This window comes from Corynebacterium yudongzhengii (assembly GCF_003065405.1).
GTDB lineage: Bacteria > Actinomycetota > Actinomycetes > Mycobacteriales > Mycobacteriaceae > Corynebacterium > Corynebacterium yudongzhengii.
In genome coordinates, this window is sequence record NZ_CP026947.1 from 2,361,559 (window position 1) to 2,384,909 (window position 23,351).

The following is a 23,351-nucleotide window of genomic DNA, read 5'->3' on the forward strand; positions in this document are numbered from 1 at the left end:
GTTCCTTTCTGAAACGGGGCCCGGCCGGGTGGTGGGCCGGAGTGTCATTAGAGGTTATCGCGAAACGATACCGGCGCGTTAACAAACCCGCACCGCAACCACCGAAACCACACCCATCACATCGGCATAATGTTGTGCTTCTTCTCGAGGTCCTCGACGTGCTTCGTACGCAGCTGGCGCAGGGCCTGGCGCAGCATGATGCGGGACTGGTTGGGCTCGATCATGGCGTCGAGGTAGCCGCGCTCGGCGGCGACGTAGGGGCTGGTCATGTTCTCGTCGTAGAAGTCCATGAAGACCTTCTTCATGTAGGCGCGCTGGTCGGGGTCTTCGATCTGGGCGAGCTGCTTGCCCTGGATCATGACCACGGCGGCCGCGGCACCCATGACGGCGATCTGGGCCGTCGGCCAGGCGAAGTTGAGGTCGCCGGCGAGATTCTTCGAGCCCATGACGGCGTAGGCGCCGCCGTAGGCCTTGCGGACGATGAGCGTGACCTTCGGCACGGTGGCCTCGACAGCCGCGAACGCGAGCTTGGCGCCGCGGTGGATGAGGCCGGCCTTTTCTTGCTCGACACCCGGCAGGTAGCCGGGGGTGTCCACGACGAAGACGAGCGGGATGTTGTAGGCGTCGCAGATGCGGATGAAGCGGGCGGCCTTGTCGGCGGCGTCGGCGTCGATACACCCGGCGAGGTGGATCGGGTTGTTGGCGACGAAGCCGACGGCGCGGCCGTCGATACGCCCGAGCGCCGTGATGATGTTCGGGGCGTAGTTTTCCTGGAGCTCGATGAGGTCCTCGTCGTCGCCGAGCAGCGGGAGGAGGTCGAGCATGTCGTAGCCGGCGTTGGTGTCGTCGGGCATGAAGTCGTCGAGCTCGGCGTCGAAACTGACGTCCTCGTCGGCGGGCGCGCCCACCACCGGCGCGTCGTCGAAGCAGGTCAGCGGCAGGTGGCCGAGCAGATCGCGGACGAGATCGAAGGCTTCCTCCTCGTCCTCGACCACGGCCTGGACGTTGCCGTTGCGCTCCTGCTGGCGCGCGCCGCCGAGCTCGGCGGAGGTGACGTCTTCGCCGGTGACCTCGCGGATGACGGCCGGGCCGGTGACGTACATCTCCGCTTCCTTGTCCACGGCGATGACGAAGTCCGTGGTCACCGGCGCGTAGACGGCGCCGCCGGCGGATTTGCCCATCATGATCGAGATCTGGGGGCTGCGCCCGCTCAGCGGCATCTGGCGGCGCGAGATCTCCGAGTACATCGCGAGGCTGGTCACGGCGTCCTGGATGCGGGCGCCGCCGGAGTCCTGGATGCCGATGACCGGGCAGCCGATGCGGATCGCCATCTCCATGATCTCCACGACCTTCTTGCCGAAGGTCACGCCCACCGAACCGCCGTAGACCGTCTTGTCGTGGGCGTAGACGCAGACGGGGCGGCCGTCGATACGCCCGTAGCCCGTGACCACACCGTCGGAGTACACCGCGTCATCGCCCGGGGCTTTGCCGAGGGCGCCGACTTCGGTGAAGGTGTCGTCGTCAAGCAACCGGTTGATGCGCTCGCGCGGGGTGGAGCGGCCGGCGTCGTCGCGCTTCTTCCGGGCGTTCTCGCTTCCCGGATCCTGCGCCTTCTCCAGACGCTCTCGCAGGTCAGCGAGCTTTTCGGCCGTAGTAGACACTCAGTTTCCCTCCATACGCGCGATGAGGTGCTTAGCGACGATCTCAATCGCCGGCTCATCCGGCACCGCCAGATGATCGCCCGGCAGCTGCACAATCTCGAGATCTTCAACGATAGCGCCCCACCCACCGTCGGGGTCGATGTGGGCATAGCGCGGTTCGAGCTCGATGGCGCCGTCGTGCATCTTCTCCGAACGGAACAGCAGCACCGGCACGTTCACCTCGGCCCAGCGAGCGAAGTCGAGGTGCGCGAGGATCTGATTATCGACGAACGACGCCCGCTGGTGCTCCAGCACGCCGGCGGACAGGCCGTGCTCGGAGGCGTCGGTGGTGGCGAGGAACTGCTCGAGCATCCCGAGCATCGCCTCCTCCCCCATCTGCTCCAGCAGGTCGTAGGGCACCGGGAAGTCGAGGCCGTAGGTTTTCTTCGCGAACGCCGAGTAGCGCTCCCAACGCGCCTTCGTCTCCTCCATGGTGTCGGGGATCGGCTCGGAGGGCTGGGTGGTATCCAGCAGGGCGATGAGCGCGACCTCGACGTCAGAATCCCGCAGCTGGTAGGCGGCCTCGTAGGCGAGCGCGCCGCCAAAGGACCAGCCGGTGAGCACGACGGGGCGCCCGTCCGCGACGCGGCGGATGTCCTCGAGGTAGGCCTCGACGCGCTCGGGCAGCTCGCCCTCGATGCGCTCGATGCCGTAGACGGGTACATCTTCCGGCAGGCGTCGGGTCAGCGGCTGGTAGACGACGTTCGTGCCACCGGCCGGGTGGAAGGTGATCACCGCGGGTTTCTCGGAGCCGGCTGGGCGCTCGCGCAGTACGCGCACGTTGCCCTCGACCTCCGTCTCCAGGCCCTCGCGGACCTGGTTGGCCAGCGGCTCGAGGGTCTCGGCACCACGCACCTGCGCGGCGGTGACGGTGATGCCGGAGCGCTCACTGAGGCGCTCGGCGATCTGTTCGGCCTGGGCGTCGCTGAGTTCGGGAAGCGGGCTGGTCACACCGTTCGCGGCGGCGCCGGTGACCTTCGCCCACGTGCCGAAGACCATCCGCTCCGAGGCGTCGCGCGGGGCCACGCCCACCCCCTGGACCGGTTCCTTCGCAGCCGGTGCCGGCTTATCGACGGCCTCGCCTCCGCGGCGCTTACCCACCGCCTCTTCAACCATCGCCACGACATCGGCGACCGAAGCGTCGCGCAGCGCCTGGACGTTGAGCGGCGGGATCTGGAAGTCATTCTCCACCCGGTTTTTGATGCGCATGCCCATCAGCGAATCGAGGCCGAGATCGATCAGCGGCAGCTCGCCGGGCAGATCGTCGACGTCATAGCCCATCGACTCGGACACGATCGCGCGCAGGCGCTCCTCGACGCTCTCGGAGCCGTCCGGGTCCCAGCGCACGCTATCGCTCTCCTCACCGGCACCGGTCGCGGCGGGCTGGGCAGCAGCCGCCGGGGCCTGCTGGCCGGGATCGTGGACACCGGCCAGTGGGGTGGGTGCGGAGAGGTTCATGGTCGTCGCAAAGCCTTCGGCGACCGGCCGGGTGACCTCGCCGTCGACGGCGTGGACCTCGATGCTCAGGCCGCCGGGCCCGCGGCGCACCAGGGTGGTGATCTCGCCGGCGGGCGGCAGCGCCTGGTCCTCTTCGTGGGCGACGAGCTGCGCGCCGTCGTGGACGGCCGCGGCCGCAGACTCCATGAGCGCGATGGTGCTGGGCACCTGCTCGGCGGTCGTGGTGAACGCGACGGTCTTGCCCGGCAGCGTCGCCCGCGCACCCGGCAGGCCGGTGGCCCCGCCGGAGGAGGGGCGCGCGGCCGTCCAGAAGCGGTTGGGCCGGAAGGCGGTGCGCGGGGCGTCGAGACGCTCGCCGTCGCCGTAGAAGAACCCGAAGTCCACGTCCTGGCCGCTGGCGTAGAGCTGGGCGGCCAGGGTGATCAGCGACGCGGCCTCCGACTCCTTGCGCTTCAGGGCATAAAGCAGCTGCGCATCGGGCTTGCCCACGCTAAAGGCCGTATTCATCATGCCCATCAGCGCCACCGGGTTCGGGCTGATCTCCACGAGCATCTCGTGTCCTGCGGCCAGCGCCTGCGCGGTGGCGTCCTCGAACCAGACGGGCTGACGGGTCATGCGCAGGAAGTACTCGTCGGTATGCACCGTGGCACCCGCCGAGTAGACCTCACTGCGATCGACGGAGGAATACAGCGGGACCTTCAGCGGCGCCGGCTCGATCTGCGCGATCTCCGCGGCCAGCTCCGCCATGATCGGATCGAGCGCGGAGGTGTGCCCGGCGCCGCGAACCTTGAGCTTGCGGGCGAACTTACCCTGCTCCTCCAGCTCGGCGACCAGCGTGTCGACGCCGCCCACGCGCCCGCCGACCGTCGTCATGCCCGGGCCGGCGTAGACGGCGGGCTCGATGTCATCGAGCTCCGGGTGCGCCTCGTTGAACTCCGCGAGCTGTTCGCGGGTGAACTCGACGACGGCCATCGCGCCCTCGTCCTCCGTGCCCGCGAGCATCTCCTCGCCCTCGCCCATCAGGCGGGCCCGGTGGCAGGCGATGAGCATCGCGTCGCGCTCGCCCAAACCGCCGGCGGCGTAGGCGGCGGCGATCTCGCCCATCGACATGCCCATCACCCCGGCCGGGCGCACGCCGGCCGCCGCCAGCAGGTCGGTCACCGCGATCTGGATGGCGGTGATGGTCACCTGGGCAGTTTCGGTGTTATAGGTCTGGCTGTCGTCTTCGATGATGTCCACCATCGACCAGCCGGCCTCGAAGTCGACATACTCGTCGAGCTTACGGATGCGCTCGGCGAACAGCGGCGAGATCTCCATGAGCCGCTTGCCCATCTTGCGGTGCTGCGAGCCGAAACCAGAGTAGACGAAGACCGGGCCCGTCGTGCTCGGGGCGTCGGCGGCCGTGATGCCGCGCACGACCTTGCCGTCGGCGACGTGGCGCAGAAGCTTCACCGCCTCCGCGACGGTCCCCGCGGTGACGACGGCGCGCGAACGCCCGTGGTTGCGCCCCGCGAGCGAGCGGGCCAGGGGCACGAGCTCAGTGTCGGCGCGGCCGTCGAGGAAGTCCGCGAGCTGCGCGGCGGCCTCCCGGCGTCGCGACGGCAGCAGCCCACTGACCGGCAGGGCGGCCAGATGCGGGGTGGCATCGTCGACAAGCTGGGAGGCGCGCTCGGGCACGGTGTCGGCGTCATAGTCGGAGGCCACGAAGTCGGCGACGACGACGTGCGCGTTCGTGCCGCCGAAGCCGAAGCCAGAGACGCCGGCGATGCGGCGCCCGGAGTAGGCGGGCCACTCGCGCGGGTCTTCGACGACCTCGAGGTGCTCGGCGTCGAAGTCGATGTAGCGGTTCGGCTCGTCGAAGTTCGCGGTCGGCGGGATCGTGTCGTGGCGCAGCGCCTGGATCACCTTGATCATCGCGGCGGTGCCGGCGGCGGACTCCGCGTGCCCGATGTTCGACTTCACCGAGCCGAGCAGAGTGGGCCGGGCCGCGGGGCGGCCGGCGCCGAGGACCTCTCCGAGGGCGGTGGCCTCGATGGGATCGCCTAGGATCGTACCGGTGCCGTGGGCCTCGACATAGTCGACGTCCTGCGGGTCGATGCCCGCATCGGCGTAGGCGCGGCGCAGCACGTCGGCCTGCGCGTCCGGGTTCGGGGCGGTCAGGCCGTTGGAGTGGCCATCGGAGTTCACCGCGGAACCCTTGATGACGGCGAGGATCTCGTCGCCGTCGTGAAGCGCGTCGTCGACCCGCTTGAGGATGAGCGCGCCGGCCGCCTCGGCGCGAACGAAGCCGTCGGCGTCATCAGAAAACGCGTGGATCGCGCTGGTTGGGCTGATGACGCCGAGCTCGGCGAACGCCGTCGAGACGAACGGGGAGGCCAGGATGTTCACGCCGCCGGCGATGGCGACGTCCGAGGAATAATCGCGCAGCGAGCGCACGGCCTCGTGCACGGCGACCAGCGAGGAAGAGCACGCGGTATCGACGCTTATCGACGGGCCCCGGAAATCGAAAGCATAGGAAATGCGGTTCGGGATGATTGAGCTGGCCGTACCGGTCAGCGCATAAGGGTGCGCCTCGGCTGGGTCGGCGGTCACGAGCATGCCGTAGTCATTGTTCGAGGAACCGACCCACACGCCGACCGACGCCCCGCGCAGGCTATTGGCCGGAATGCCGGCGTCCTCGAGCGCGTGCCAGGTCTCTTCCAGCATGATGCGCTGCTGCGGGTCCATGTTCTCCGCCTCGAGCGGGGACAGGCCGAAGAACTCGTTGTCGAAGGTGGCGATGTCCTCGAGGTAGCCGCCGTCGGTGTTGACCAGCTCGAGCTTCTCGCTGACCACCGGGTCGGCGCCGTATTCCGTCCACCTACCCAGCGGGCGCTCGGAGGTGGCGGTGTGCCCCTCGAGCAGCATCTGCCAGTAACTATCGACGTCCTCGCCACCCGGGAAACGCCCCGACATGCCGACGATCGCGATGTCGCGCTCCCCCGGTGTCTGCGAGCTGGTGCGCGGCGCATAATCCTGCGCGGTCTTCTGCGGCTTCGGGGCGCCGTTGACGAGGCGCTCCGCGAGCGCCGCGATGGTCGGGTATTCGTAGGCGATGGTGGCGTCGAGCTGCTCGCCGAGTAGGTTCTCCAGCTCGCCGGAGAGGATCACCGCGTCGCGCGACGAGAGGCCGAAGCGCTCCATCGGCGTATCGACGCTGATCTCATCGATCTCCAGCTCCACGCGTTCCGCCACCCAGCGGCGCAACCACTCACTGAGCTTCTCCTCCGTCATAGGCGACGAGTCTTCAGCGGCGGATTCAGCACCGGGGCGTACGGTCATTATCGGTTCCACTTCCTTGCTTTACACGGGTTCACACGGTTTACCACTATGTATCCCGCTATTGTTCCACCTTGTTAACGCGAGGTGGGAATCTCACGGGCGGCAACGCCCGGGCTACTGCTGCTCGTAGGCCTTCTGGTTGACTCGGCGCGCGATCTTTCCGGACGACGAGCGCGCAATCTCATGCGGCGCGAGGATGCGGATATCGCCCGGGGTCACGCCGTGGCGGGAGGCCACCGCGGAGCGGATCGCGGTGATCGCCTCGGCGTCGCCGTCCTCCCCCGCGCCTTCGGTGCGCTCGGCGAGGATGACGAGCTGCTCGCCGTCGTCCCCGGCCACCGCGAACGCCGCCACGGAGTCGGAGCGGACGTGCTCGCTGGAGGCCTGGACGGTGTACTCGATGTCCTGCGGGTAGTGGTTGCGGCCCGCGATGACCACGAGGTCCTTCAGGCGGCCGGTGATGTAGGTCTCGTCGTCGACGATCGTGCCCAAATCACCGGTAGCCAACCAGCCCTCGTCCGGGAAGCCCTCGGCGCGCGAGTTCTCGGACAGGCGTCCCTTGAGTGTGCGGTTGAAGGTCTCCTCGGTGTCCTCGGGGCGATCGCGGTAGCCTGCGGCCATGTTCGCGCCGTGGGTCCAGATCTCGCCGACGACGCCGTCGGCTAACTCCTCGCCAGTCTCCGGGTCGACGATGGCGAGCGCCTGGGGGCGGACCACCTGGCCGTTCGACGCGAAGGCCACGGCGGCCTCCGATCCCCGCTCGACCGGCTCCGCGCGGCCGGCGGCGAGCGCCTCGCGGTCGAAGTAGTTAAACAGCGGCCGCGAGTCGGTCTGCGGGGTGGTGACCAGCAGCGACGCCTCGGCCAGGCCATAGGACGGGCGCAGGGCGGTACGCGGCAGGTCCTGCTCGGTGAACACGGCGGCGAAATTCTCGACGGCCGACTCGCTCACCGGCTCCGAGCCGATGATGATGCCGTCCACGTTGGAGAAGTCCTGCTCCGCCTCCGGCTTGCCGTAGCGCACCGCGAGCTCCAGGGCGAAGTTCGGGACCACGGCGTAGGTGGAGACGTCGTCGTCGCCACGCCGAGCGAGCTGATCCACCCAGCGCTTCGGCTGCTGGATGAAGTCGCGCGGGCTCATCATCTCCATCGGCAGGCCCAGCAGGGTGACGAAGACCGCGAGGATAATGCCCATGTCGTGGTGCAGCGGCAGCCAGGTGACCAGGCGCAGCGGCATCTTCAGCTCGGCGGCCTTGTAGATCTGCAACACGTTGGTCAGAATCGAGCGGTTGGTCAACTCGACGCCGGCCGGGGTGCGGGTGGAACCCGAGGTGTACTGCAAAAACGCGGTGGTATCGATGGGCATGGTGGTGGACATGGCCACCATCTGCTGGCCCTCGAGCGTCGAGGAAGGGTTGACGTAGCTGCCCGCCAGAGAATCCGGCAGGGAATCGACCGCGAGGATGCGGGGACGCTTGCGCGAGGGGATCTCCGAGAAGTGCTCGCGCACGCTCGGGCCGGACACGCGGTTGGTCAGCACGATGCGGGCATCCGAATCCGCCAGCACGGCCTTGAGGTGATCGGCGTGGCCGGGCTCGCGCGGGTCATACAGCGGGACCGGCACCATGCCGGCGTACAGGGCGCCGATGAACGCGAAGACGTACTCCGGCGAGTTGCCGGCCAGGATGGCCACCCGGTCGTTGATCTTCGCGACCTGCTGCAGGCGCGCCGCGACCGCCTTGATGCGGGTGTTGATCTCCTGGCGAGTGAAGTCGCGGGTAGTGCCTTCGCGGGACTCGGAGAAGTCCCAGAAGCGCAGGCAGTGGCGGTCCCCACCGCCAGTGTTGAAGTCGCCTTGGTACATGAGCTCCGCCAAGCCCGCGAGCGTGAGCTGCGGGGCGAGGGCGAGGTCACCGTCCGGGGTGAAAAACTGGCCGATAGCCTTCTCTAGGTTCATGGTTCTCCGTCGTTCGTCTCATTCTTTCCCGTTTACTTTAGTACCCGGAAACTACTCGTTCGTTACGCCGCGGGTCTAACGCTCGGGAGGATTGTTAATAAGATTGTGTGCCCAGTCCACGACCCACGCATCCGCGGTGGTGCTGGGGATGACGGCGTCGTTGTGGGCGTACATGGCGTGGACACCGTGGGCCTCGATGAGATCGCGGGCCCGCTCGATGCCGTTGCCGATGTCCTGCGGGGCGTCGCAGATCGCATCATCGGGAGAGCAGATCTGCTGGACCCTGTTGTCGAGGGCCCCGAAGCCACCCGAGCGGGCGCCGCGCATGGTCGCGCCCGGGGTGACGAACTGAATCAGCCCGTTGACCGGCTGCAACGCGATCTCCCCGCCGACGCCGGAAAGCTCGACGCCCGGGTTCTGCCCGACGCCGTTTTCCCGACGGCCGTCCGCGATGAGCGCGGCACCGCGGATGCGATCGGCGCTGACCGGTCCCTTATCCTGGCCGATCTCGCTGACTACGTCGCCCAAGATCACCGCGCCCTGGGAGAAGCCAGTCAGAAGGAACTCGGTCGACGGGCAGGTCTCGCCGACGAAACGCAGCTCGTCTTTCACCTTCCGGGTGCCTTCCTCCCGGGAGTCGTCATAGCTCATCTCGTGATCGGCCTGGATGTTGCGGAACTGGGCGGTATAGGGCACCGTCCAGACCCGCACCTGCTCGATCGGGTACGCCTCCTGCAGAGGCTGCGTGATCGAGAGCATGAAGGAATTCGGGTTGGCCTGCGGGTTGAACGGGTCGTCGTCCGGTGCCGACTCCCACGTACCCGGCGCCGAGATCACCTGGACGGCCGGGCACCACTCCGGCTCCGAGGACGGGGCCGGAGTGGTGCCCGGGGCGCGCTCGGCAGTGGGCCCGCCGGCGAACGGGTCGTCGATAGGCGCCTGGTCGGAGGTACGCAGCCACTGGACGACGCCGCCACCGATGAGGATGATCACCAGCACCACGGCGATGACGGTCAGGGCCTTTCTCATTGTTCACCTCGGATCAAAAGCAGGCAGCAGAATCCAAAGAGGAAAAGTTACCCGGTAGCGATGCCACCGGGCTTATGATTCACTTCGGGCTTCCTGGCCACGGGCGGTCTATGGGCAGTAGATTTCGCGGGCGTGTTCCTCGACCACGCGGGTGGCCTCCTCCGACGAGAGCTCGGTGCGGCCCTGCTCGACGAGCTGGCCGCCCACCGCACCCGAGGTGGCGTTGGCGACGGGGTCGTCGGCGCACACGGTCCAGGCGGTGCTGATCAGCTGATCCTCCAGGCCGTTGACGTCGATATCCTCCTCGCCCAAGGCGCTCAGATAGTCCTCGTCCTCCGGGCTCGTGGCAGGAGCTTCCGACTCCGGGATCTCGTCGATCTCCCGGGCGGCCTGGTCCTGCGCCTGGGGCTCGCTGTTGCTGTCGCTTTTGGCCGTGGTGGACTCGGAGGTTTCTTTGTCCTTGTCTTTGTCTTTGTCGGCGTTTTCGCTCGACTCCGTATCCCGCTCCAGCGGCTCCACGGACGAGCTCTCGGCGGCGATGTCGTCGCTGGTCACGGTCGACTCGCCGCAGGCGGCCAGCCCCAGCGAACCGGCGAGGATGACGGCGATGCCCACCGTCGCGTGCGCGCGGTTGGTCAAACGCTTCATCAGTTGGCCTCCCTCACTAGGCCGTTAATCTGCTCCAAGGTGCCGTTCTGGAACTCCTGACGCAGCCCGCCGGCCGGGATGGTCTCGGTGTCGGCCGTCGGGAAGCCGTAGCGTCCCTGCTCCCAGCCTTCCTGGCCCCAGGCGTCGAAGATGTCGCCGTAGAGGATGGCGTGCGCGCCGGTGGCCGGCGACCAGTAGATGTTGCCGTTTTCGAACTCCTGGAAGGCACCACCCCGGATAGAGCGCTCGTTGGAGGTCGGGAAGCCGAGCTCCGAGTTAGCGGTGTCGATCTCGCCGTACTTATCCGCGATCGCGCCGTGGACGATGAAGCGCTGGGTGCCGTCCGGCGACTCGGTGAGCCAGCCGTTTTCGAACTCCTGGACCCAACCACCATTGATGGCCTTCGCCTCCGCGACGGGGTACTTGATGTGCGAGTTCTCCCAGCCCTGAGAGCCCCAGTAGTCGAACATGTCCTTCTGGATGGCGTACGCGCCGGTCTGCGGGGTCCAGTAGATGGAACCGTTCTCGAAGTGCACGTAGCGGCCGCGGCCGTCCGGGGTCGAGCGCTCGCCGGTCTTCGGGAAGCCGAGCCAGCCGTTCGGGCCGCCGAACTCCGCGTAGCGCGCGTTGATGGCGCCGAACAGGGCGTGGACGTCGGTCTGCGGGGACCAGTAGGCGGTGCCGGAGCGGAAGTCCTGGGCACGGCCCTCGCCGTTTTCGCCGACGGGGTATTCGTTGTTGACGCAGGAGCCGATCTGGCCGTCCGCGGTCACGCTCGCGATGGCCCCGACCGGCTGGCAGTCGGCGCCGCGGTCTTCTTCCGGAATGTCCAGGGCCTCGGCGATGATCGGCCAGGCCTCCTGCATCTCGAACTGCCAGTACTCCCACGAGTGCACGCCCGAGGGACGGAAACGCGTGATGACGTCCGTGTTCGTGTTCGCCGCCCGATCCACGAAGGTCTGGGTGGTCAGGCGCGACAGGATCTCCAGGCCGACGCCGGCCGGGTTCGCCGGGCCGTTGGCCACGGAGTTCTCCTGGCCGTAGTCATCGGCGCCGCTGCCGGAGGAGACGTAGACGGTCATGTCCTCCAAAGCCTCGATGCCGAGCTTCGGGTCGTGATCAATCCAGCCCTGAGAGTACAGCGGGCCCCACATCGCAGTCGAGCTGTAGCCGCCGGCATCCAGCATGGCGGCGGTAATGGCCTCAGGCATGCCCGAGCTGGTGGTGTCCAGGTAGCCGGAGAAAGAACCGACGAAGTCGAACAGGTGCGGGTTGCGCTCAGCCAGGTTGACCGCGGCGGTGCCGCCCATCGACAGGCCGACGATCGCGCGCTTCTGGTTCGAACGGAACGCGTTATCCAGCACCGGGATCAGCTCCTGGGTGAGGAACGTCTCCCACATGTAGTGGACACCGTTATTCGGGTCCGGCTCCAGCCAGTCCGCGTAGAAGGAGGACTCGCCGCCCACCGGCAGGACGACGTTGACGTTGCGGTCGGCGTACTGCTCGATGATGTTGGTCTCGAGGGTCCAGCCGTTTTCGTCGTCACGCGCGCGCAGGCCGTCGAGCGCCCAGACCTCCGGGAAGGTCTTCTCCGGGTTCGCGTGCCAGTCGCGAGCCAGCAGCATCTGGACCTGGATCTCCTCGTCCGGCATGGCGGCGGAGCTCATGAAGATCGCGATGTGGCGGTTGCTCAGCCACTCGACGCGGTTGACCTCGACACCTGCCGGCAGATTCTCGACGACCGGGTACGTCGTCTCGCGCGGGGTGCGAGCGGGGTTGCCCTCTGGGCGGGCGGTGTCGCTGAAGCCGGAACCGGGGCCACCACCGAACTGGGAGCTCAAGCTCGACGACAGATCAGAGGAGTTCTGTGCGTTGACGGCCGGGATGACAGCGAGTCCGACCGCGGCCGCAGTCGGGATAGCGAGGAGGGCGGGGTGACGCAGGCGGCGGTTGCGCCGCGGGGAACGGTTAGCGGTGTCGCGCATGTATCTGGATTCCTTGACATTCTCTGGGGTGGGTAATGCCGGCGGACGAGGGTCCGCCTGACACGCCGCATGACCCCTGCGGGGAAGGAGACCGGCAGTTCCCCTCTGCCGGTAGCCTTCCCGGTGCCTGCCGGGGTGGCGACGTAGCCCGTGACGGTTGTCCGAGATGCTGCGTTCGGTGGAGCAGAAATTCTCAGCTCCACCGCAAGCACCATCAAGTTTAAGTTCACCTTGAGACTTTAGGCGATGCGACACACCAGCGCGACAGGGGGTGGGGGCGTTGGGGTTTGTTCAGGTTTGCTCAGGTAGGCGTTTTCGTTCGGCCTCGCACAAATGCTTGAAGGAAGAACCTTGAAGGACGCCAAATCAGGCCATTTTTGCGCGCAAATGCTTAAAGGGCGCGCCCCTCAAGCATCTCCCTTTAAGCGTTTACACGCGCAACCCCGGGCGAGTGGCGGGAAGCGGGCCACCGAGAGCACGTACACCCCAAGACTTATGCAGCGCTAACGCTGGTCGAAAGGAGGCGCCCAGAAACGAGTCTCCCGAGGTCGAAAGGAACAGTCCTTTCTATACCCCTCCTTTCGACCAGCGGTAGCGCAACATGCGCATTCAAACCCAAACACTCCGAAAAACGCCAAACGCCCCGCTCTCCCAGGCGTTTTCCCAGGAGGCGGGCCTGCAACCAGCGGAGCCGAAACCGGCACCAAGCCACTAGTAAGCGTTCATGACGTCCAGGACGCGACCCTTAGTGATGTCGAGCTGGTAGCCGAACTGGTTCCAGTTGTGCAGGCCGGTCGGCGGGTAGTTCTCGGTGAGGTTGATGCCCTCGAAGCGAGCCTTGCCGGCGTAGAGGCGGGTGGAGAGGTTAGAGATCATCTCCAGCGCAGCGCCGGAGGCCACGTGCTGCGGCGCGATGTTCTGATCCGCCGGGGACGGGATGCCGGAGGCCGCGGAGACGTAGACATCCGTGCCGCGCAGGCCGCCCATGTTGAGGAACGGGTCGTTCTCGAAGCGGCGCGGGTTGAGCATCGAGCCGTACATGGCGTTGACGTTGAAGCCGCCGGCGTCGAGAAGTGCGACGCGCAGCAGGGTCTGCGCACCCGGCAGGGTCATGGTCAGGTAGCCGGAGAAGGACAGGGCCTGACGGAACTGGTCCGGGTGGCGCGACGCCAGGTTGATCGCCGCGGTGCCGCCCATGGACAGGCCGGCGACGGAGTTGTTGTTCGGGGCGACGCCGAAGTAACGCTGCAGGTAGTCCGGCAGCTCACTGGTTAGGAAGGTCTCCCACTGGTACTTGACCGGGTTCTGCAGGTCATAGGTGGCCGGACCCGCCCAGTCCGCGTAGAAGGACGCGGTACCGCCGACCGGCATCACGAGGGTGATGTTGGTGTTCTCGTAGGTGCGCGCGGCGTTGGTGTCGTTCACCCACGCGTTGGTGCGCTCGGTGGCACGCAGGCCGTCGAGCAGGTACAGCGCGGCGTTACCGCCGCGGGCAGCCGGCACGATCTGGACCGGGATGCTGCGGCCCATGGACGCCGACCAGACGTCACAACGCTGGACCCAGTATTGGACGTTCGGATCCCACTCGCAGGTGCCGGTGGCATCCGGGCGCAGCCAGCCACGGTTATCCTGTGCCTGCGCAGAGTTGTTGGGGACCAGCATCAGGGTCACAGCGAGGGTAACCGCAGTAACCAGCGCCAATGCCATGCGGGCGACGCGTTGCGCGCCAGCGGTGATGGTAGACATGCTTCTCCTAGCTTTGTGATCGATTCCGCACCGCCCGCTGGGCCTGCGGTGTCGACTTTCTTGCATCAACCTGTGTAATCGCGGCACCGCCACTGTGCGTTACGTGCCTGCGCGGTAATGCCTCAAAAGCATAACGTACGGCTGAGGATTTTCCTAGCCCGTACTAACACCCCCCGGGGCGCCGCCTGGGTTAGCGTAACCCGCCCATCGACACCCGGCAGCTTGGTCCGAAAAATTACCCTTGAGAAACTATCTCGGCGGCTTGGCGCTCGAGGCGGGCGATCGTGTGGTCGTCGAGAAGCTCGCAGCCATCCTCGGGAACCTCCAGGCTCCGGCCGCTACCGAACGCCCAAGCGATGTTGCTGAAGAAGCGCTGCGCGCTCATCGGCTCGCGGTAGCTCGCGAGCAATTCGGAGATCTCGGGGGTGCGCAGGGCGGCGCGGGCGGCAAGTGTGTCGTCGACATCGATCCAGCCCGGGATGTCGGTGACATCGGCGTCGGTGTCGGCGACCTGCCAGGCCCACGGCAGGGTCTTGTCGTGGCCGATCCGGCCGTCTTCGTCGCGGGGTTGGCGGGCGGCCAGCGGCGTCGCCAAGCCGACCGTGTCCAGCACCCGGACGTTGAGCGGGGCGTTGGCGCTGGTCATGCCGAGGTTGAGGTGATAGGCGCTCGGCGGCAGGTGCTCGCTTTCCGTATCGCCGGCGGCGCGGTCGATGACGTACCAGCCGGTCTCCTTCTTCCCATCGATGGCGTAGGGCATCATGACCGCGGCGTTGTCGTCGAGCATCTCCTCGATGCCCTGCGGCCAGGTGCCGAACTCCGGCACGTCGGTGAAGTCGGCCGCCACCAGCGGCGGGTTCCCGCGCTCGCGGCCGGTGTGGTAGGTCCAGAACTCGCGCTCGTCGACGATCTCTTTTCCGCCGGCCTCGAAGTCCTGCCAGTCGACGTGGTCGGTGCCCCGGCTCATGACGATCCAGGCCCACACCACCACGACGGCCGCCGCGAGCAGAGCCAGCACGTCGGTGGTCCGGCCGCGGTAGTAGTCCACGACCGGGACCACCATCACCGGCATGAGGATGGCGAACAGCGGCAGCAGCCACATGCGCGCGTGCATGAAGTCGCCGCCGACACGCAGCACATACGCGATATGCAACACCGCAACCGCCGGCACGAGCGCGGCGATCCCGGCACGGGTGCGCAGCACACCACGCCAGCCCGGCGCGGTGGCCGACTCAGCAACACCGTCAGCAACAACGTCGCGCTCCCCGCGCCCCCCCGCGGCGCGCAGAAGCAGCGCCGCCGCCGCGACGAGCGCGGCGACTATCGGAATCACCAGAAGATAAGGAGAGTTAAGATCGTGCAGGTACTCAAAACCAGCCTCCCACTGCGCATCCGAGGCGGACTTGGCCACCGCCGTGTGCGGGGTGAGCAGCCCGTAGTAGCCCATGCGGAAGATCTGGTATCCCAGCGGCACCGGCAGCGCGGCGGCGAGGATGCCGGCGATCTGGTGTGGGCGGCGCACCGCCACAAGCAGCACGATGCCCGTCACCCCGCCGTAGAGGGCCAGCTCGGGGCGGACCAGCCAGGACAGCCCACACCAGAAGGCGAGTATGTAGGTGGGCCAGTCTCGCGGCGGTCCGCTCGGCAGGCGGTGGCGTCCCGCCTCCGAGCGCGAAGCCTCGTGCGCGTAGGTCACCCACCAGACCAGAAGCACCCACCATACGGCAAGCCAGAAGATCGATAAGCCCCACTCGAGTCCGGAGGTGGCGAAGTCGCGCGCCGGCGGCAGCGCGAAGTAGATGAGACCGCCCAGCGGCAGGTAGACAAGCCCTGAGCGCAGGCCGTGGAACCAGGCAGCGCCCACCGCGGCAATCACCCCGGCCAGCACCGTGAGTATGAGCGCGAGCCACAGGGCGATCGTCTCTAGGCGGGCATCGCTGATAAGCGAGCCGAGCGTGATCAGGTATTGCCAGAGCGTGGAGGTGTTCGCCTCGACGCGCTCGCCGGCGTTGAACACCGGGCCGTTGCCGGCCAGGAGGTTGCGGACGGTGCGAAGGACGATAAGCCCGTCGTCGCTCATCCAGCGCCGCATCCAGCCGCCGATGGCGGCGATCAGCCCGATAGCCACTACCGAGGCGGCAACAGTGACCGGGGTGAGCAGCCTGGCGGCATCGCCTCGCAGGTGGTCGTGCTCCCCGGGGTCGTCCACCTCAGCGCGTAGTGCCGTGGTCATGAGAAAGAAACTACCAGTCTTTACGCGACCCGAGAAAAGACAAGTTTCTAGTACAGCCGCCTAGGACAGCGCCGGGACCACGTAGACGCCCATGACGATGCAGGCCAGCCACAGCAGCGCGAGCACGAGCAGGACGCGGTCCTGGAGGGCGAGTTCGTCGGGCGCACCGCCGTCGCCGCGGTCGACCGCGGAGGCGAAGCGCAGGATGGCGATGATGAACGGGACCATCGAGACCTGGTACCAGATCGCGGCGGCGTCGGCGACGGAGTTGGACAGCTCGAAACCCCACAGGGCGTAGGACATGACGACGGCGGCAGCCGCGACCGTCCACACGAAGCGCAGGTAGGTCTGGGTGTAGCCGCGCAGGGACTTGCGGATCTTCGCGCCCGTGCGCTCGGAGAGCAGCAGCTCGGCGTAGCGCTTGCCGGCGGCCATGAACAGCGAGCCGAAGGCGGCAACCAGAAGGAACCACTGGCTCAAGACGATGCCGGCGGCGACACCGCCGGCCATGGCGCGCAGCATGAAACCCGAGGAGACCAGCGCGATGTCGATCACCGGGATATGCTTCCAGCCGAAGCAGTAGCCCAGCTGCAGGCCGATGTAGACGACCGCGACGATCGCCAGGCCCGTGCCCTCGGTGGCGAGCAGCGACAGGCCCACCGAGGCGACGATGAGGATGACCGCCATCGCATACGCCAGGTTGATCGGCAGCATGCCCGACGCGATCGGGCGGAAGCGCTTGGTGGGATGTTCGCGGTCGCTGTCGACGTCCTTGGCGTCGTTGACCAAGTAGATGGAGCTCGCCGCGAGGCAGAAGACGACGAAGGCGAGGATGACGTCGATAAGCGTGCGCAGCGTGAACGCCTCGAAGCCGGCGGCGAGCGGCGCGGCGACGACGAGGACGTTTTTGACCCACTGCTTCGGCCGCAGCGACTTGAGCATCGCGTCGGGAAGGTTCTTCGGGGCCTGGCGCTTGCGCGTGTTGTCGATGGCCTCGGTGTGCGGCTCCGAGTGGAAGATTCCCGGGGTGCCCTCCGCCGGATAGGTGCGGGGGTGGCCGATTTCGGCGTGGTCGGCGTCCGAGGGGTGATGCGGCTGGTTCACCGGGTGCTCCTTTCCGTCTCCATGCATGCCCGGGCGGTGGTCGCCCCGATCGCGGCACCGGCGAGAGTGTCCGTCGGGTAGTGCACGCCGAGAACCATACGCGAGATCATCATCACCGGGATACCGACAAGCGGCAGTTTATTGCCGGTCATGTCCGCCAGCGCCACCATCGTCGCCGTCGTCGACGTCGCGTGTGACGAAGGAAACGACAGCTTCGATGGCGTGCCCACGCCCACGGTGATGCGCTCGTCGTCCGGCCGGCGCCGGCGCACCACCCGCTTGATCACCACGGAAGCCGCGTGCGAGCAGAAGGCCGCGGTGCCCACGGCGAACCACTGCCTCCGGCGGCGCTTATCGACGACAAACCCTCCCCCCGCTAGAAGCAACCAACCGAGGGCGTGCTCGCCGAGATGCGACAGGCCCCGGGCGCCGGCGTAGATCTGCGGGTTATCGCCGATGGCGCGCTGGAGGACGACGAGTACGTCGGCCTCCGCGGCCTCCAGGCGCGAGATCGACTCGCTTATGGCGTTACTGGGCATCGAAGACCTGCTTCCAGCTCTCCCGCGAGGTCAGGTCCGCAAAAGCGGCGCGGTAGGTGTTTTTCATCTCGTCGAAGCACTCGACGATCTCTTTGTGCACCCGGCGGGTCTCCTCGACCAGCTCCTGGGCCAGCGCCCGGTCGCGCTTGCGGAAGGCCACCCCGGTGCCGCCCGCGGTGGACACGGTCGCCGAATCCACCCGAGACAGCGTAAACCAGCGCGCCTCCTCGGCGGTGAGGTTGAGCTGCGGGGCTGCGTGGTGGCGCGGGTCTTCGCTGCTCAGCAGGTGCTTAACGCCCTTGAGGAGCCAGGGGATCTTCTTGATCTTGGCCAGGCGCCCGCCGACGTCTTTGAGCGGCACGCCCGGCGCGCCGGTGGCGGCCGGCAGCTCGGCGGCGGAGTCGATCACCACCGCATCCGAGTACTTCTTGCGCACGTTCTGGATGCGCGGCAGGGCGGTGTCGAGGATCTCGAAGAGCTGATCCGGGCCGGCGAGGAAGTCGCGCATCGCTTCGATCTGGATCGCGAGCGTCGAGTACTCCATGCACGCGATGTGCTTGAAGGTGGACTTCCGCATGGAGCGCACGATGCCTTCGGCGTCGCCGTCGTGGTGCAGCGCGGCGACGATGAGCCGGTTGCGCAGGTGGAAGTAGGCCTGCCAGTCGATCGCGTCGTCCTTGTCGGCCCAGGCCATGTGCCAGATGGCGGCACCGGGCCACGTGACCGTCGCAAAGCCATGGGCGGCGGCGCGTAAGGAGTATTCGGCGTCATCCCACTTGATGAACAGCGGCAGCGGCTGCCCGATCTCTTGGGCGACCACGCGCGGGAACAGGCACATCCACCAGCCGTTGTAGTCGACGTCGATGCGCCGGTGCAGCGCCCGCGAGTTATAGGCGTCGGGGTTCTTGCGGTCGCGGTCATGGCCCAAGAAACCGAGCGGGTAGTGGGCGAAGTCGTGGTCATAGACGCTGTGTGCGGCAGCGGTCCACATGAAATCATGCGTGCCGACGGCCTCGCCCATCGTCCGCAGCTGCGAACGTTCCTGCAGGTTGAGCATTTGGCCGCCGACGATGATCGGGCTGGCCGCATAACGAGCCGCCTGCACGGCGCGCAGGATGGAATCAGGTTCGATGGCGATGTCGTCGTCCATGTACAACACGAACGGGCTCTCGGCCGCGCCGGCGGCGCCGTCGCCCAAGGCCTCGTACATGATGCGCGAGTAGCCTCCCGAGCCGCCGAGGTTACCCTGGCGGAACTCGTGGAAACGCCCGCCGACCTTCTCGACGGCCGCCTCGTACCCCGGCTCATCCGCCGGGTGCTGGGTGCCCTGATCGGGCATGAGCACGGCGTCGATCATGTCGTCGATGACCGGGTCCTCGGTAAGCGCCTCGAGGGCGGCGACCGCATCGGCCGGGCGGTTGAACGTGGGGATGCCGACGCTGACGCGGCGCTCGGAGGCGGGGATGGTGCGGCCGTCGGGAAGCTGCTGCTCGCCGGCGTCGACCGGGGCGACCCACGCGGCCTCGGAGATCGTGGTGTCCGTCTCGGCCGTGACGTCGAACCAGAGCCAGCCGCCGTCTTCGAAGTTCTTCAGCGCCAGGTCGAAGGTGACGCGCTCGTCGGTGACCAGGTGGGTGTCGATGGCCACGCGGGTGCCGTTCGACTTCGAGCGATAGATCGAGATCGAGGCGGTGCCGTCGATACGCATCGTCAACTGGACCGAATCCAGCTGGGACCAGCGACGCCAGTAGGAGGCGGGGAAGGCATTGAAGTAGGTCTCGAACGAGGCCTCGGCGCCGCCGGGGACCCGCACGGAGAAACGGTTATCCCAGTGCAGGCGCTCCTTGTTGTCCTCGTTTTCGACGAGGTAGAGCATCCGCACGTCCTGCGGCTCGCCCTGGCGGGGCAGCAGGATACGGGAGAGGATGCGATCGGTCGCGACAGTGGGATTCGGTGTGTTCACGATGCTTCGAAACTTCTTTCTTCAGCGGACACTCGATTAGTCACAACAGTAACGGCCACGGGCACCAACGCCCGCCTGCCACGCGTCGCGACGCGAGAGAATTACGCCACCTAGAATGCACCCGCGCCGGCGGGGCTATAGAACAGAGCAAAACCCCGCCTGCCGGGCAGGCGGGGTCATGCGTAGTTCGGGCTGTGCTTCTAGGAAGCCAGCGCCGGCTCAGCCGGGGCGACATCCAGCAGCTCGATGAGACCGTTGATGCGCTTGTCGAGCTCATCGACCAGCTCCGCGATCTGGGCCTCGTTCATGCCGTCGGTCGACGGGAGGTCCCAGACCAAGTGGCGGCGACCACCCATGTCGCGGGTCTCATCGCTGTTGAGGTAGATGGTCATCTCCGGGGTATCGAGCACGCGGTGCGAGGTCGGACGACGCTTGCGGTTCTTGTCCAGCTCGCGCTTGCGGGCCTCGGCCAAAAGCTTCTCGTCGGAGGAGTTCTCCGGGTGAGTGCCGGCGGCAGCGGCGCGCAGGCGATCGCCGACGCGGACCTCGAGCAGCGCGGCCGCCACCTCGGCCATGGTGCCGTTGTCCCGGTTGACGAAGAGGACGTCGCGGCGGGACTGGGCGGTGCGCAGCGGCTCGGTGAAGACGATGTTCTCGATCTTCTCGACGGCGTCGCGCTCCACCAGCACCGGCAGGAAGCGGGTCTGGGTGGCACGGGCCTCGTGCTCGGAGACGATCTCGTCGAAGATGCGGTCGATCTCCGCGTTGTCGAGGTCGTGGCTGTAGTGACGGTGCAGGTCGTTGCGGATGGTTGCGAGAACCTGATCAGTATCCATGGTGCTCATGATTTGACTCCTTGATTAATGCAGTGTGTTGAAAAGTCAGTCGTGGTCCGTGCTCGTGATGCTTGATGTTGTTTTGCGCTGTCCCGGCGAGGCGCCGGGGCACGGACGGGATCCTTTTTAGGGTGAGGATCAGTTGTCGTGGCGAGACACGGAGCGTGTCGACGCCAGCGGATCATCTGTGCTCACGTCCAGACACTCCTTTCTGCGACTGTCGCGGCCGCTAACCCATTCGGTTAACAGTACGGCCGTTCGCCGTTCACGTAAATTTAACTTACTGGACACGGCAGCGAAGGTCAAGCCCTGACCTGCGCTTATAAACTTTCTTCAGGCGGATTAGGTGCGAAAAACGCCCTCAACTGCGACGATGCCGTTCACCTAAAGCGCCCCGGTTGTTAACCTTGCGGTAACCTTAGGGTCGTTTTTGGGGCATCAGAAAACCCGCCCGGAGGGGTTCTCCAGACGGGTTTTTAAGGGTCCCGCGGACGCTAGTCGAGGACGCCTTCCTGCTCGAGGAGGTTGCGCACGCGGGCGTCGATGTCGTCGATCACCTTGCTGACGCCGTCAGCATCCATCGTCTCGGGGTCGTCGATGTGCCACTCCTCCGCGGCGTTGTCGCGGAAGCCATCCAACTCGTCGCCGCCGATAAGCACGACGTAGTCGGATTCGTAGATCGTGCGCGAGGTTAGCTCCTTCGGGTAGACCAGCGAGGTATCGTAACCACGCTCGTTGAGCTGGTTGACGATCTCCGCGTTGCCGATCGGCTGCGGATCAGGCCCGACCGAGCGGATCAGCGCCCGGTCTTCGGCGTGGTGGCGCGCGATCACCGAGGCGATCTGCGAACGACCGGTGTTGTGCTCGCAGACGAAGAGGATCTTGCGACGGCGGTTGCTCCGCTCCTCATCGCGCAGCCTCGATCCTCGAGGGCTTCGGCGGCATCGCGTTCGACGATGATCGGAACGAAGGTCTGGACGTTGGCTTTGCTGGCGTGGTCGTCGATGAGCTCATCGAGTACGCGATCCACCTCGGCGGAGTCGACCACGTGGTCATAGCGGCGATGCAGGTCATCGCGCAGGGCTTTGAACTTCACTTCATTGGATTCCGGGACGGTCATGAGTTATACCCCCTGATCGATTCCATGTGTGACCCCCATCATAGCCACAATCAGCGATGGCGCCGCCCGGTTCCGCGGGGTCTACGCACAAAGGCTTCAAGGGCCTGTTCTATGAGGGTTGATTTCGACCAGCGCTAGCACGGTATACGGGATCGGTGTGCGGCACGTCAGGCACTGACAGTCAGTCGCACCACCAGTCACACCTTCCCCAACAGTCCCGTATGGAGCCCATCACATCCGCTTCAAGCGCCCGCGCGCTCGCCTGGTCGAAAGCAGCCTCCCCTAAAGGAGTGCTGATCTCGACCTCGCGAGAGCCCTTTCTATGAGGGTGATTTCGACCAGCGCTAGCACGGCATGCGGATGCCGGGACTCAACCCCGGTCGCGGTCGGTTCCGCGGCGCGAACACGCAAACCCTTGAAGGACGCTCCCCTCAAGCATCTTCGTTCAAGGGTTTGTGCAGCAGCAAACTCAAAACGCACCGAAAAGCAAGCTACTAAGAGCGAAAAACCCTAGTGCCCGCGCGACTGGCTCAGCGGCGTGCCGTCGTTGAAGAACGGGGCGAGGTGGTTGTCGAACATCATGAGTGCGCTGGCTATCGCCATGTGCATGTCCAGGTACTGATAGGTGCCCAGGCGCCCGCCGAAGAGGACACGGTGGTTTTCGGATTCGGCGGCGGCGAGGCGTCGATAAGCTTCGAGCATCTCGCGGTCTTCCGGGGTGTTGATCGGGTAATAGGGCTCGTCGCCTTCCTTTTCCGCGAAGCGCGAGTACTCCTTCATGATGACCGTCTTGTCCTTGGGGTAGCGGTCGGCCCGCTCGGGGTGGAAGTGGCGGAACTCGTGGATGCGGGTGTAGTCGACGTCGGCGTCGTTGTAGTTCATCACCGGGGTGCCCTGGAAGTCTCCGGTGTCTAAGACCTCGAGCTCGAAGTCCAGGGTGCGCCAGCCGAGGGTGCCTTCGGAGTAGTCGAAGTAGCGATCGAGCGGGCCCGTGTAGACAACCGGGGCCTCGGGGCTGGCAGCACGCAGCTCTTCGCGGACGTCGAACCAGTCGGTATCGAGGCGGACCTCGATGTTCTCGTGGTCGGCCATGTTGTTGAGCCAGGCGGCGTAGCCGTCGACGGGCAGGCCTTCGAAGGTGTCGTTGAAGTAGCGGTTGTTGAAGGTGTAGCGCACGGGCAGGCGGGTGATGTTGCCGGCGGGCAGATTCTTCGGGTCGGTCTGCCACTGCTTGGCGGTGTAGTCGCGGATGAACGCCTCGTAGAGCGGGCGGCCGATCAGGGAGATGGCCTTCTCCTCGAGGTTGTCGGCGTCCTTCGGGTCGAGGCCGTCGGTCTGCTGCTGGATCAGCGCGCGGGCCTCATCCGGGGAGTAGTAGCGCCCGAAGAACTGGTTGATCAGGCCGAGTCCCATCGGGAACTGGTAGGCGGTGCCGTCGTGCATGGCGAACACGCGGTGCTGATAGTCGGTGAAGTCGGTGAACTGGTTGACGTACTTCCAGACCCGCTCGTTCGAGGTGTGGAACAGGTGGGCCCCGTACTTGTGGATCTCGATGCCGGTCTCGGGCTCGGCCTCCGAGTAGGCGTTGCCGCCTAAGTGTTCGCGGCGCTCAATGATGAGCACCTTCTTATCCAGCTGGGTTGCGGCGCGTTCCGCCACGGTGAGCCCGAAGAGTCCAGATCCAACGACGAAGAGGTCATAAGTCATGAAGCC

Annotated in this window: 15 protein-coding genes; all 15 read right to left on the minus strand. The window is 66.5% G+C overall.

What is annotated here, in order from left to right:
* Nucleotides 1-116: 116 nt before the first annotated feature.
* Nucleotides 117-1,661 (minus strand): acyl-CoA carboxylase subunit beta, encoded by a 1,545-nt coding sequence (locus C3B44_RS10910; RefSeq protein WP_108432385.1) that lies wholly within the window; start codon nt 1,659-1,661, stop codon nt 117-119.
* Nucleotides 1,662-6,479, minus strand: a complete 4,818-nt coding sequence (gene pks13 / locus C3B44_RS10915) for a polyketide synthase Pks13 (RefSeq protein WP_108432386.1) — start codon at nt 6,477-6,479, stop codon at nt 1,662-1,664.
* Nucleotides 6,480-6,593: 114 nt separating this feature from the next.
* Nucleotides 6,594-8,435, minus strand: coding sequence for a FadD32-like long-chain-fatty-acid--AMP ligase (locus C3B44_RS10920; RefSeq protein ID WP_108432387.1), 1,842 nt, complete (start codon nt 8,433-8,435; stop codon nt 6,594-6,596).
* A 75-nt stretch (nt 8,436-8,510) separates the two neighbouring features.
* Nucleotides 8,511-9,464 carry a cutinase family protein gene (locus C3B44_RS10925; RefSeq protein WP_108432388.1) on the minus strand — a complete coding sequence of 318 codons (954 nt, stop codon included), beginning with the start codon at nt 9,462-9,464 and terminating at the stop codon, nt 8,511-8,513.
* Nucleotides 9,465-9,572: 108 nt separating this feature from the next.
* Nucleotides 9,573-10,112 (minus strand): DUF732 domain-containing protein, encoded by a 540-nt coding sequence (locus C3B44_RS10930; protein WP_108432389.1) that lies wholly within the window; start codon nt 10,110-10,112, stop codon nt 9,573-9,575.
* Nucleotides 10,112-12,097, minus strand: coding sequence for an alpha/beta hydrolase-fold protein (locus C3B44_RS10935; protein ID WP_108432390.1), 1,986 nt, complete (start codon nt 12,095-12,097; stop codon nt 10,112-10,114). Before C3B44_RS10935 ends, C3B44_RS10930 begins: the two co-directional genes overlap by 1 nt.
* 711 nt (nt 12,098-12,808) lie before the next feature.
* A complete protein-coding gene (locus tag C3B44_RS10940; RefSeq protein WP_108432391.1) occupies nt 12,809-13,843 on the minus strand; it encodes an alpha/beta hydrolase in 1,035 nt (344 codons plus the stop codon).
* Nucleotides 13,844-14,078: 235 nt separating this feature from the next.
* On the minus strand, nt 14,079-16,076 hold the full coding sequence (locus C3B44_RS10945; protein ID WP_235840396.1) for an arabinofuranosyltransferase AftB family protein: 1,998 nt from the start codon (nt 16,074-16,076) through the stop codon (nt 14,079-14,081).
* Between the two features lie 60 nt (nt 16,077-16,136).
* The gene (locus C3B44_RS10950) at nt 16,137-17,138 is read right to left on the minus strand and encodes a decaprenyl-phosphate phosphoribosyltransferase (protein WP_412841947.1); all 1,002 of its coding nucleotides are present in this window, start codon (nt 17,136-17,138) and stop codon (nt 16,137-16,139) included.
* A 38-nt stretch (nt 17,139-17,176) separates the two neighbouring features.
* Entirely contained in the window at nt 17,177-17,719 is a 543-nt protein-coding gene (locus C3B44_RS10955; RefSeq protein WP_108432393.1) for a phosphatase PAP2 family protein, read from the minus strand.
* A complete protein-coding gene (locus C3B44_RS10960; protein ID WP_235840395.1) occupies nt 17,709-19,682 on the minus strand; it encodes a glycosyltransferase in 1,974 nt (657 codons plus the stop codon). The genes C3B44_RS10955 and C3B44_RS10960 overlap by 11 nt, the downstream gene beginning before the upstream one ends.
* A gap of 200 nt (nt 19,683-19,882) precedes the next feature.
* Complete coding sequence (locus C3B44_RS10965) at nt 19,883-20,527, minus strand: three-helix bundle dimerization domain-containing protein (RefSeq protein ID WP_108432394.1); 645 nt, start codon at nt 20,525-20,527, stop codon at nt 19,883-19,885.
* 485 nt (nt 20,528-21,012) lie between these two features.
* Nucleotides 21,013-21,351 carry an arsenate reductase/protein-tyrosine-phosphatase family protein gene (locus C3B44_RS10970; RefSeq protein ID WP_235840394.1) on the minus strand — a complete coding sequence of 113 codons (339 nt, stop codon included), beginning with the start codon at nt 21,349-21,351 and terminating at the stop codon, nt 21,013-21,015.
* Nucleotides 21,348-21,638, minus strand: coding sequence for a three-helix bundle dimerization domain-containing protein (locus C3B44_RS10975; RefSeq protein WP_108432396.1), 291 nt, complete (start codon nt 21,636-21,638; stop codon nt 21,348-21,350). The genes C3B44_RS10970 and C3B44_RS10975 overlap by 4 nt, the downstream gene beginning before the upstream one ends.
* A 510-nt stretch (nt 21,639-22,148) precedes the next feature.
* Nucleotides 22,149-23,345 (minus strand): UDP-galactopyranose mutase, encoded by a 1,197-nt coding sequence (glf, locus tag C3B44_RS10980; protein WP_108432397.1) that lies wholly within the window; start codon nt 23,343-23,345, stop codon nt 22,149-22,151.
* Between the last annotated feature and the right edge of the window lie 6 nt (nt 23,346-23,351).